Genomic DNA, 11,872 nt, shown 5'->3' on the forward strand with positions numbered 1-11,872 from the left:
ATCGAGAAAGGGTCGGCCCAGCGCCGGCCCTTTTCGGCTTCAAGAGCCAAGGCCGGACTTTCGTGACGGTCCATCGGATTGCACGGGGATTTCGCGAAAAGGTGATTTCACCCTCCATCATTCCGCCTTATGCTGGTGCTGAATATGCGCGTTTACCCCCTTATGAGGAAGCTTGATGGCCCCCACGATTCGCTTGCCCTTCAGACGAACGCTCGCGCTTCTGGCCAGCGCCACCATGCTGGCGCAAGCCGGCATGAGCGGTATTGCTTTTGCGCAAACCACGCCTGAAACAGCAGCGCCCGGGGTTGCCGCGCCTGTTCCGGCTGCTCCCACGCCACCTGCATCTGCCACGCCGCAGCAGACGCCACCGGTTCAGACCATCGTGCCGACCAACGGTCCGGCTTCCGTTGCCGATCTCGCCGAAGGGTTGCTCGATGCTGTGGTCAATATCTCGACCTCGCAGAATGTGAAGGATGACGAAGGGGTCGGTCCGGCGCCGCGCGCCCCTGACGGGTCACCATTCCAGGAATTCTTCAACGACTTCTTCAACAAACAGCAGGGCAACAAGGGCCCCAACCATAACGTCAGCTCGCTCGGGTCCGGTTTCGTCATCGATCCGGCCGGCTATATCGTCACCAACAACCACGTGATCGAGGGCGCCGACGACATCGAAGTCAATTTCGCCAACGGCTCGAAGCTCAAGGCGAAGCTGATCGGCACGGATACGAAGACCGATCTTTCCGTGTTGAAGGTCGAGCCGAAGACGCCGCTGAAATCGGTGAAATTCGGCGATTCCAGCGAGATGCGCATCGGCGACTGGGTCATGGCCATCGGCAATCCGTTCGGATTCGGCGGTTCGGTGACGGTCGGCATCATTTCCGGGCGCGGCCGCAACATCAATGCCGGCCCCTACGACAACTTCATCCAGACGGATGCGGCGATCAACAAGGGCAATTCCGGGGGGCCGCTCTTCAACATGAAGGGTGAAGTGATCGGCATCAACACGGCGATCATCTCGCCGAGCGGCGGCTCGATCGGCATCGGCTTCTCGGTACCGTCCGAACTTGCTTCCGGCGTCGTCGAGCAGTTGCGCCAGTATGGCGAGACGCGGCGCGGCTGGCTCGGCGTGCGCATCCAGCCGGTGACCGACGACATCGCCGACAGCCTCGGGCTCGACACCGCCAAGGGCGCACTGGTCGCCGGCGTCATCAAGGGCGGCCCCGTCGACGACGGCTCGATCAAGGCGGGCGACGTCATTTTGAAATTCGACGGCAAGGCGGTCAATGAAATGCGCGACCTGCCGCGCGTCGTGGCAGAAAGCACGGTCGGAAAAGAAGTCGACGTCGTGGTGCTGCGCGACGGCAAGGAGCAGACCGTCAAGGTGAAGCTCGGCCGGCTCGAAGACAGCGATCAGGCGGCATCCGGCGATGCAGCGCCCGATGGCTCGCAGGACGGCGTGATCACCCCTGATCCCGACGAGAACAACGATATGGACCAGCCGGATACCGGCGATCAGGCAGCGCCCGCACCGGGCGCACCGGCGCCGGACCAGCACCAACAGGGCCAGGTATCGCCGGATGTGGCTACGCCGAAGAACGTGCTCGGATTGTCGCTGTCGCTCCTCAGTCCCGAAACACGCAAGGCTTTCGGCATCGCCGAAAGCGTCGACGGCGTCGTCGTCACGGAGGTGGAGCCCGGCTCCGCCTCGGCCGAAAAGGGGTTGAAGCCGGGGGACGTTATCGTCGAGGTGGCGCAGGAGTTCATGAAATCCCCGGATGCGGTCGCGGCCAAGGTGAAATCGCTGAAACAGGAAGGCCGTCGCAACGCCCAGCTGATGATCGCATCGGCAAACGGCGATCTGCGGTTCGTGGCGGTGCCGATGGAATAGGAGAACTGCGGCGGTGGCGACCAGGTGCCGCCTTCCTGTTCTCGCTCAACCTCTCCGCCTTGGTTGTACATCCGTCTTCTGTTGAAATCGGACGTTCACGCCGTCACAAAATCGGTCTTCCGGTAACCCTGGATATATAGCAGCGCCGTCAGGTCGGCGTGATTGATGCGCATCTGCGCCTGAGCGGCGACGGTGGGCTTGGCGTGGAGGGCGACACCGGAGCCGGCGAGCTGCAGCATGCCGAGATCATTGGCGCCGTCGCCGACTGCGATTGCCTCCTGTGGCGAAATGCCGAGGCTTGCCGAAATCTCGTTCAGCGCATCCACCTTTGCCTGTTTGCCGAGGATAGGTTCGGCGACGAAGCCGGAGAGAATGCCATCCTCGTCCAGCAGCGTATTGGCGCGGTTTTCGTCGAAGCCGAGAGTGGCGGCGATGCGGCGGGTAAAGACGGTGAAGCCGCCGGAGACGAGAGCGGTGTAATGACCTTTCGCCTTCATCGTGGCGATCAGCTCCGGCCCCCCCGGCGTCAGTGTGATGCGCTTGGCGATGACCTCGTCGACAACCGAGATCGGCAATCCTTTCAGGAGGGCGACGCGCTCCCGCAGGGCGGGCTCAAAGGCGATCTCGCCATTCATGGCGCGGGCGGTGATGTCGGCGACCTTCTCCTTCAGGCCGACTTCGGCGGCGAGTTCGTCAATGCATTCCTGGCCGATCATCGTCGAATCCATGTCGGCGATCAGCAGCTTCTTGCGGCGGCTGTCCTGGTCCTGGATGACGAGGTCGATGGGGGCGCTTGATATGACGGCGAGAAGATTGGCCTCGGCGGCTTGCGCATCCGTGCCGTCGCGTAGCGCGATGTCGCAGGCAACGCCGTCGGCCAGCCAGTAGAGGCCGGAAGCGGTTACTGCCTCGGCCGCTTGTTCGGCGATGCCGGGAGTAAGCACAGGATTTGACGGATTGGCAACAAGCGTGGCAACGAGGGCCATGATGGAAAACCTTCTGAGCGTAGAGAACGCGATCCTGATAACCGGGCCGACCGCCAGCGGCAAGTCCGCGCTTGCCGTCGAATTGGCCAAACGCCATGACGGCGCGGTCGTCAATGCCGACAGCATGCAGATCTACGATACGCTGCGAGTGCTGACCGCGCGTCCGTCCGAAGAGGAGATGCAAGGCGTGCCGCATCATCTCTACGGCCACGTGCCGGCTGGGGCCGGGTATTCCACAGGCGCCTGGCTGCGCGATGTCTCGGCGCTTTTGCCGGCGCTCAGAGCCGCCGGGCAGCTACCGGTCTTCGTCGGCGGCACGGGGCTTTACTTCAAGGCGCTGATCGGCGGTCTCTCCGACATGCCGGATATTCCCGAAGCGCTGCGGGAAGAATTGCGCACGCGACTCGTGGAGGAGGGGCCGGACGCGCTTTACGCCGAGCTTTCTGACGTCGATCCCGTGATGGCGGCAAGCCTCAACCGCCAGGACGGCCAGCGCATCGTCCGGGCGCTGGAGGTGATCAAAGCGACGGGACGCTCGATCGCTGATTTCCAGGGTCGGTCAGGGCCTGTGGTGATCAATGCCGACGAGGCCCGCAAAATTGTCGTTCTGCCGGACCGGGCGGTGCTGCATGCCCGCATCAACGGCCGTTTCGAAAAGATGCTGCAACAGGGTGCGGAAGACGAGGTAAAGGCGCTGCTTGCGCTCGGCCTACCGGCCGAGGCGCTTGTCATGAAGGCCATCGGTGTGTCGCAGATCGCGGCGATGCTGAAGGGCGAGATGACGCGCGATGAGGTGTTGAAGAAAGGGGCTGCGGCGACACGGCAATATGCCAAGCGGCAAATGACCTGGTTCCGCAATCAGATGGACGAGAGCTGGCAAAGGCTGAGCGCCTAGGCCTCATCCCCGTTGCGGACCTTCCGCACCAGTATACGCGATATGCGCCTGCAGCAGTCTGGCGAGATCGCTGACCGCTGCTTGCAGTTGCGCCTCCGGAAAGCCGCCGAAACCCAGCATAAGGCCAGGGCGCGCCGGCGGGTCCGCATACATGGGGGAGATGGCGCGAACCGCGATGCCGGAAGACAGCGCGTGCGCCGCGAGCCGTACATCGTCGATTTCTGCGGGCAGCCACAGGAGAATGTGCATGCCCTGGTCGCTCGGCTGAATGCGGCACCCCTCGGGCAAGGCTTGTTCTAACGCCGACAGCAGGAATGCCCGACGTTCGGCATAGAGGCCGCGGATCCGCCGGATATGGGCTTCGAAATAGCCTTCCTTCATGTAAGCGGCGAGAACATGCTGTTCTGATGTCGGCGAATGCCGGTCGAGAATGGCGCGCGCACCGGCGAAGGCTTCCGCGAGCTGAGGAGGGGCGATGACATAACCGAGGCGCAGCGAAGGAAAGAGGACCTTGCTGAAGGTGCCGAGATAGATGACGCGTGAGGGGCAGAGGCCCTGCATCGAGGGGAAGGGGTGGCCGGCGTAACGCAATTCGCTGTCGTAATCGTCTTCGACGATCCAGGCGCGGGCCTGGTCGGCCCAGGCGATCAGGGCGTTGCGTCGCGCCATGCTGAGCGGCATGCCGATCGGATACTGGTGCGACGCCGTCACGAATGCGGCGCGCGCCTGCGGACAGAGTTCGAGGCCGCGCTCCACGTTCATTCCCTGCGTATCGACCGGGATGCGGTGCGTGCGCAGGCCGAGATCGTCGAGCACGGCGGTGAGGCCGGGATAGGCCGGGTCTTCGGCCCAGACAGGATCGTCGCGCGACAGCAGCACGCGGCCGGCCATGTAGAGGCCCTGCTGGGTGCCCGATGTGACGACGACCTGTTCCGGTTCGCAATGAACCGCGCGGGCGCGGCGGACGTGTTCGGCAATGGCGAGGCGCAGCTCGAGCAGGCCCATCGGATCGTGATAGCCTGATGGGGCAGCCTCTTTGGACGCACGCACCCGATTGCCGAGACGGCGCCAGTTGTCGTCAGGCGCAATGCCGGAGGCCGGGACTGATACGGCGAAGGGAACGGGCGGGTGAGGGACGAGCGCGCGGGCGACTGATATCAGCCGGGCGGCCGGGGCGGGCAGATCCAGAGTATCCGCAACCGGCGCTGCCGGTGGCGGCGGAAGCACGGGCGTCGCATCCATCAGAGCCGCGGCAATACGGGTTCCGGCTCCGACTCTCGCTTCGAGATAACCTTCGGCGGTCAGTTGGTCGAATACCTCGACGACGGTGCCGCGGGCGATTTTCAGGGAGGCTGCGAGCGTGCGCGTCGAGGGAAGGCGCTCGCCGGGCCTCAGCTCGCCGCGGGCAATGGCGCTCCTGAGAGCCTGTGCAAGCTGGCGGCTGATATTGGCGGTTCGATCGATCGCATGGAGCGAAGGGATCTCGATGTTGCTGCGCCGCTTGGACATTGAAAATGGTCCATGAAGATTCTTGAAAATGGCGCTTCATGATGAACCAATTTTCCGCAAGAAGGAAGCGAGTGGCGGCCTCTGGAAAATGGAAATGCAAGATCTTCTCGTCGTTTATATCGCCTATGTCATCGCGGCAGGCAGTCCCGGGCCAAGCAACATGGCCATCATGAACGTGGCAATGCGCCAAGGGCGCCGGCCGGCGCTTGCACTCGCCGCCGGGGTGATCACCATGTCGACCTGCTGGGGTCTGATCGCGGTCACCGGCATTTCCACATTGTTGGTCCGCTATGCTCAGGCCCTCATCGTCCTCAAAATTGCGGGTGGGCTCTATCTCCTCTGGCTCGCCTGGAAGGCCGCTCGCTCGGCCGTTGCCGCGGATGGGCCGGCAGGTGAGTTCTCCCGGCCTGCTGCCGCGCTCGGCGCGCTGTATCGGCGTGGAATCCTGATGCATCTCGGGAACCCGAAGGCGGTGCTGGCCTGGGTGGCGATCATGTCTCTCGGCCTCAGGCCTGGCGCGTCGCCTGAAATGGCCGTCATGGCTTTCGCCGGCTGCGTGCTTCTCGGGATCTCGATTTTTTCCGGTTATGCCGTGCTTTTCTCGACGGCGCCGATGGTGCGCGGGTATGCGCGGGCGCGCCGCTGGATCGAGGGAAGTCTTGCCGTCTTCTTCGCCGGCGCGGGTTCGCGCCTGCTGTTCTCCCATTGACCGCCCTTTGAGGATTGCATCATGTCTCCTTCGCCGTTTCATGGCCTGTCGGCCTTTCCGCCAACGCCTGCCGATCCGCATGGCCGGATCGACACTGAGGGGCTTGGCCGCTTGCTGGAACGCCTGTGCGAGTCAGCTGTGGCCTCCATCGGCCTTCTCGGCAGCACCGGGATTTACGCCTATCTCACGCGCGAGGAGCGGCTGCGGGCCGTCAAGGCGGCGGTCGACTGCGTCAAGGGTCGTGTTCCGCTCGTTGTCGGCGCCGGTGCTCTGAGGACGGATCATGCCGTGGATCTTGCCAGGGACGCCGAGGCTGCCGGCGCGGATGCGCTTCTGCTTGCGCCTGTGTCTTATACGCCGCTGACCCAGGAAGAGGCCTACCAGCATTTCCTCGCAGTGGCGAAGGCGACCAGGCTTCCGCTTTGCATCTACAACAATCCCGGCACGACGCACTTCACCTTCAGCCGCGAGCTTCTGCAGCGCCTCTCCGATATCGAGACGATCAAGGCGGTGAAAATGCCGCTGCCTGTTGACGGCGACTTACGAGGGGAGCTTGCGCTATTGCGGGAAAAGACCGATCTCGCGATCGGCTACAGCGGCGATTGGGGCGCGGCGGAGGCACTGCTTGCAGGCGCAGACGCCTGGTATAGTGTCATCGGCGGCCTGCTTCCGCGCACGGCGCTCGCTCTGACGAAAGCGGCCATGGCCGGCAATGACGGCGAGGCGCGGCGGCTCGATGATCTGCTGCAGCCGCTTTGGGAGGTGTTCAAGGCGTATGGAAGCATTCGCGTGGTCTATATGATGGCCGAGCATCTCCTGGATATCCGGGCGGAGCTTCCGCGTCCCCTCCTGCGGCTTGGGCCGGCGGACCGCGAGCGTGTGCTCGACATTGTCCAGCCGCTGATCGAGCTGGAACATCAATCCTTGTTGTAAAGGCTGCTCAGCGGCTTTTTCAGTATGCTTTCGCGCAACGACGGGCCGGGTTCCCGGCGGGTGATCGGTGGCTGATCGGCCGGCGGCGCCGGCCGGGGAAAGACCGGTTCCTCGCGACGCAGTTCGCGGCGCAGCGCGTCCAGCCGCGGATCGATCGGGGCCGGCTCGGCGGGGTCCAGCCGCGGCGCCTGCGGTAGTAATTCGCGCCGGTAGGATTCGAGTGGCGCCGAAGCCGGCGCGAGCGGGGGGACGGGCTTTGTGTCGAAAGCCTCGTCGGCTTCCTCCGCCTCATCGGAACCCGGCATGGATGCCGCAACGCTCTGCTGGAAATTTGAAATGTCGGGGCTGACGGTCACCGCCCGCATGCGGGTAACGATCTTGCGTAGATCGACCGTGTCGGGATCTTCCTCACTGTGCTTGTTATTGGCGCTGGCGGCCTTCGGCAGGAGGCTTTCGTCGACACGGGAGAAGCGCATGCGCATCGGCACGCTGATCGCCTCGCCGAAGGCGATCGCTTCGCCATTGCCGATCGAGGAGATGAAGCTCGTCGTCGAGATCGACGAATTCGGGATGGCCGAGCGGATGATTTCCTGGTCACGGTCATTGGCAAGGCGCATGGCAAAGAGCGTCGAACATTGCGATAGGATCGTCTGGTCGAGCTCGCCCGGCCGCTGGGTGATGATGCCGAGCGAGACGCCGTATTTGCGGCCCTCCTTGGCGATGCGGGCGATCGCCTGGCGCGTCGGGATGAAGCCAAGGTTCGGATCGGACGGGATATAGCGGTGCGCTTCCTCGCAGACGACGAGCATGTGGATGGCGCCATCGCTCCAGAGCGCCACCTCGAAGGCCATGCGGCAGAGCACCGAAGCGACCGAATTGACCACCTCGGAAGGGATGCCCGCCAATTGGAAGGTGCAGATCGGCCTGCTATCGCCGGGAATACGGAAGATCTGCGCGATGGTATCGGTGATCGTATCGCTGATCGTATTGTTGGAGAACATGAAGTGATAGCGCGGATCGTTGATCGCAGCGATGAGGCGCATCTTCAGCGACCGCAGGGAAGGCTTTTCCGTACGGCCTTCCAGGCGGCCGATGCGCTCGTCGATCAGCGCCAGCAGGTCGGCCATGCGGTAGGGGACGGGTGTATCGGCAGTAATTGAGCTCTTTTCCGTCGTGCGGCGCACCAGAGAATTGTCGCTGCCGCGGAAGGCCCGCTTGGCCTCCGGCATGATGTCGCGCAGCATGTCGAGCTCGTCGGGCACCGGCGGACGGCCGCGGAAGACGACTTCGGCAAACTCTTCGAGCCGCATCAGCCAGAAGGGCAGGTCGAGCGTATCGGTATCGATGGTGACGGCGTGTTTGGGAAAGGCGGCGGCGAATTCATTGTGCGGATCGAGGATCAGCACGCGCAGCTTCGGATCCGCCGCGATCGCCTTGTGCAGGAGCAGCGACACGGCCGTCGATTTGCCGACGCCGGTCGAGCCGACGACGGCGAAATGCTTGGAGAGCATCGAGGGGATATGGATCGCCGCATCGATGCTTTCGTCCTGCGTCAGCTTGCCGATGACGGCGGTCGTCCCCGTTCCGGCATCATAGATGCGCATCAGGTCGGCGGCGCGGATGCGATGGGCGATGGCGCCGAGATAGGGATAACGCGAGATACCGGTCGAAAATTCCTCGCGCCCGTCCTCATCGACGCGGACTTCGCCGAGAAGCTCCGTCTCGATCTTGAAATAATTGTCCTCGCCTTCGCCCCAGGCATGGCTGCCGGTATTCATGGAATAGACGAGGGCGACGACGCGGTTGCGGCCGACGCTGATCGAAATCAGCCGGCCGACAGACCAGAGTTCGGTGAGATCGGTGCCGCCCTGTTCGGCGACGGCGGCAATGGTCGCCCTGGAGCCGCTGCATGCAACGACGCGGCCGAGAAAGCGATTTCCCGGCGTATGGCCGTCGCGTCGATCGTGCTCGCCTGCCTTGCCAGACATGCGCAAGTCGTTGTTGAGCAAAGGCTACTCCTTGCAGTAGCGTTAAAGGATAAAGTCGATCCTTTAACAAATCCTTCATCCTATCGATTTTGAGAGGCGCGGACGCGGGGCAGTTTTTTATTGCGGCATGCGTTGACGCTGCGAAATTTTCTGTCTATCACTTCCCGCCATGAAAATCGCAACGGCTCTTATCGTGGTGGGAAGGCGCATGGGCAGGATGGTGTAACCATCCGGCGATAGCCACCCATGCGCTAGATGACAGGTCCTCCGGGGCCTTTTTTTGTGCCCGAAATCGGGCTCCCGGCCACAAACGCAAATCCCAGCATCAAACGGAAAAGACAGATGAGCACGGACAATCAGGCGGCAGGCAATCGGATGACGGGGGCGGAGATCGTTCTCAAGGCGCTGAAGGACAACGGCGTCGAACATATCTTCGGCTATCCCGGCGGCGCGGTCCTGCCGATCTATGACGAGATCTTCCAGCAAGACGACATCAAGCACATCCTCGTCCGCCACGAGCAGGGGGCAGGCCATGCGGCCGAAGGTTATGCCCGCTCCACCGGAAAGGTCGGCGTCATGCTGGTGACCTCTGGCCCTGGCGCTACCAATGCGGTCACGCCGCTGCAGGATGCGCTGATGGATTCGATCCCGCTCGTCTGCCTGACCGGTCAGGTTCCGACCCCGCTGATCGGCTCCGACGCCTTCCAGGAATGCGATACGGTCGGCATCACCCGGCCCTGCACCAAGCACAACTGGCTGGTCAAGGACGTCAATCAGCTCGCCGCCATCATTCACGAGGCCTTCCGCATCGCCCAATCCGGCCGTCCCGGGCCCGTCGTCGTCGATATTCCGAAGGACGTGCAGTTTGCGACCGGCACCTACACACCGCCCGCCGATTACGCGATCCAGAAGAGCTACCAGCCGAAGATCCAGGGCGACCTCAACCAGATCCATGCAGCGATCGAACTGATGGCGAATGCGCGCCGTCCGATCATCTATTCCGGCGGCGGCGTCGTCAATTCCGGCCCCGAGGCCTCCAAACTGCTGCGCGAGCTGGTCGAACTCACCGATTTCCCGATCACCTCGACGCTGATGGGCCTCGGCGCCTATCCCGCTTCCGGCAAGAACTGGCTGAAGATGCTCGGCATGCACGGCTCCTACGAAGCCAACATGGCGATGCATGATTGTGACGTCATGGTCTGCATCGGCGCCCGCTTCGACGACCGCATCACCGGCCGCCTCAACGCCTTCTCGCCGAGCTCGAAGAAGATCCATATCGATATCGATCCGTCCTCGATCAACAAGAACGTCCGCGTCGATATCGGCATCCGCGGCGATGTCGGCCATGTCCTCGAAGACATGGTCCGCCTGTGGCGGGCGCTGCCGAAGAAGCCGGAGAAGAACCGACTCGAAGGCTGGTGGAGCGATATCGCCCGCTGGCGGGCGCGTAACTCCTTCGCCTATACGAAGAACAACGACGTGATCATGCCGCAATATGCGCTGGAGCGGCTGTTTGCACATACCAAGGACCGCGACACCTACATCACCACCGAAGTCGGCCAGCATCAGATGTGGGCAGCACAATTCTTCGGCTTCGAACAGCCGAACCGCTGGATGACCTCGGGCGGCCTGGGCACGATGGGTTACGGCCTGCCGGCGGCCCTCGGCGTCCAGATCGCTCATCCCGGCAGCCTCGTCATCGACATTGCCGGCGATGCCTCGATCCAGATGTGCATCCAGGAAATGTCGACGGCGATCCAGTACGATGCGCCGATCAAGATCTTCATCATGAACAACCAGTATATGGGCATGGTGCGCCAGTGGCAGCAGCTGCTGCACGGCAACCGCCTGTCGCATTCCTATACGGAAGCGATGCCCGATTTCGTCAAACTGGCGGAAGCCTATGGCGCCGTCGGCCTGCGCTGCGACAAGCCGGACGAGCTCGACGATGCCATTATCGAGATGATCGAGGTCAAGAAGCCGGTCATTTTCGATTGCCGCGTTGCCAATCTCGCCAACTGCTTCCCGATGATCCCCTCGGGCAAGGCGCATAACGAAATGCTGCTGCCCGACGAAGCCACCGACGAAGCGGTCGCCAACGCGATCGATGCCAAGGGCCGCCAGCTCGTCTAAGACTTAATAATTGCGCATAATTCCTTTCCGAAAATCGTGGCCGATTTTCGGGGTTATGCGGCGAGAGGAAACCCAGGACCATGAACGCACACCTTCAGCCCACGGGCTCTGCCTATTTCATCTCTCCGGAAACGACCGCGGTCGAGAGCCACACGCTCTCGGTTCTCGTCGACAACGAGCCCGGCGTCCTTGCTCGTGTCATCGGCCTGTTCTCCGGCCGCGGCTACAATATCGAGAGCCTCACCGTCTCCGAGACCGAGCACCAGGCGCATCTGTCCCGCATCACCATCGTTACCCGCGGGACGCCGCATGTGCTGGAGCAGATCAAGGCGCAGCTCGAACGCATCGTGCCCGTGCATCGCGTCGTCGATCTGACGGTGCGGGCCCGGGAACTCGGCCAGGATCGGCCGATCGAGCGAGAAGTGGCGCTGGTTAAGGTGATCGGCGAAGGCGAAACGCGCGCCGAGACGCTGCGGCTTGCCGATGCCTTCCATGCCAAGGTGGTCGACGCGACGATCGACCACTTCATTCTTGAGATCACCGGCAAGTCGTCGAAGATCGACCAGTTCATCGCGATCATGAAGCCGCTTGGGCTGATCGAGGTCTGCCGGACGGGTATTGCCGCGATGAACCGTGGTGCGCAGGGGATGTGAGTTCCACCCGGCTTGTTAGGTTTACGCCAATGGGTGCCCCTCACCCTAACCCTCTCCCCGTTCTGACGCAGGGCTGTCCGGGGAAATTGTCAGGCATAAAAGAAAGCCATTTGGTTTGGCGATGTTTTGGGTTTTGGCCGGCTTGGATTGACGGGAGGCGGCTTGTCGATTGCTGCGA

9 protein-coding genes are annotated in these 11,872 nt (G+C 62.9%); 6 read left to right on the forward strand and 3 right to left on the reverse strand.

Annotation, left to right across the window (positions count from 1 at the left end):
• Nucleotides 1-175 precede the first annotated feature (175 nt).
• Complete coding sequence (locus QWJ46_RS29365) at nucleotides 176-1,888, forward strand: DegQ family serine endoprotease (protein WP_302755941.1); 1,713 nt, start codon at nucleotides 176-178, stop codon at nucleotides 1,886-1,888.
• Between the two features lie 95 nt (nucleotides 1,889-1,983).
• Here QWJ46_RS29365 and serB read toward each other — a convergent pair whose 3' ends face one another.
• Nucleotides 1,984-2,874, reverse strand: a complete 891-nt coding sequence (gene serB, locus QWJ46_RS29370; protein ID WP_302755944.1) for a phosphoserine phosphatase SerB — start codon at nucleotides 2,872-2,874, stop codon at nucleotides 1,984-1,986.
• Here serB and miaA point away from each other — a divergent pair.
• On the forward strand, nucleotides 2,873-3,769 hold the full coding sequence (gene miaA, locus QWJ46_RS29375) for a tRNA (adenosine(37)-N6)-dimethylallyltransferase MiaA (RefSeq protein WP_302755946.1): 897 nt from the start codon (nucleotides 2,873-2,875) through the stop codon (nucleotides 3,767-3,769). The genes serB and miaA overlap by 2 nt on opposite strands.
• A 3-nt stretch (nucleotides 3,770-3,772) precedes the next feature.
• Here the strand turns inward: miaA and QWJ46_RS29380 are convergent, their stop codons facing one another.
• Nucleotides 3,773-5,278: a PLP-dependent aminotransferase family protein gene (locus QWJ46_RS29380; RefSeq protein WP_302755948.1), complete on the reverse strand. Its 1,506-nt coding sequence runs from the start codon at nucleotides 5,276-5,278 to the stop codon at nucleotides 3,773-3,775.
• 94 nt (nucleotides 5,279-5,372) lie between these two features.
• Here QWJ46_RS29380 and QWJ46_RS29385 point away from each other — a divergent pair, with 94 nt between their 5' ends.
• A complete protein-coding gene (locus QWJ46_RS29385) occupies nucleotides 5,373-5,987 on the forward strand; it encodes a LysE family translocator (protein ID WP_184459976.1) in 615 nt (204 codons plus the stop codon).
• An 18-nt stretch (nucleotides 5,988-6,005) separates the two neighbouring features.
• Nucleotides 6,006-6,920, forward strand: coding sequence for a dihydrodipicolinate synthase family protein (locus QWJ46_RS29390; RefSeq protein ID WP_302755961.1), 915 nt, complete (start codon nucleotides 6,006-6,008; stop codon nucleotides 6,918-6,920).
• Here the strand turns inward: QWJ46_RS29390 and QWJ46_RS29395 are convergent.
• Nucleotides 6,905-8,929 carry an ATP-binding protein gene (locus QWJ46_RS29395; RefSeq protein ID WP_302755952.1) on the reverse strand — a complete coding sequence of 675 codons (2,025 nt, stop codon included), beginning with the start codon at nucleotides 8,927-8,929 and terminating at the stop codon, nucleotides 6,905-6,907. The two genes, QWJ46_RS29390 and QWJ46_RS29395, sit on opposite strands and share 16 nt — an antisense overlap.
• 321 nt (nucleotides 8,930-9,250) lie before the next feature.
• Here QWJ46_RS29395 and QWJ46_RS29400 point away from each other — a divergent pair, with 321 nt between their 5' ends.
• Together QWJ46_RS29400 and ilvN are read left to right on the forward strand one after the other, a co-directional pair.
• Nucleotides 9,251-11,041, forward strand: a complete 1,791-nt coding sequence (locus QWJ46_RS29400) for an acetolactate synthase 3 large subunit (RefSeq protein ID WP_184459974.1) — start codon at nucleotides 9,251-9,253, stop codon at nucleotides 11,039-11,041.
• Between the two features lie 80 nt (nucleotides 11,042-11,121).
• The gene (gene ilvN / locus QWJ46_RS29405) at nucleotides 11,122-11,694 is read left to right on the forward strand and encodes an acetolactate synthase small subunit (RefSeq protein WP_011426035.1); all 573 of its coding nucleotides are present in this window, start codon (nucleotides 11,122-11,124) and stop codon (nucleotides 11,692-11,694) included.
• The last annotated feature ends 178 nt before the right edge of the window (nucleotides 11,695-11,872 follow it).

The organism is Rhizobium sp. CBN3 (genome assembly GCF_030518245.1).
In the GTDB taxonomy this organism is placed as follows: domain Bacteria; phylum Pseudomonadota; class Alphaproteobacteria; order Rhizobiales; family Rhizobiaceae; genus Rhizobium; species Rhizobium aethiopicum_A.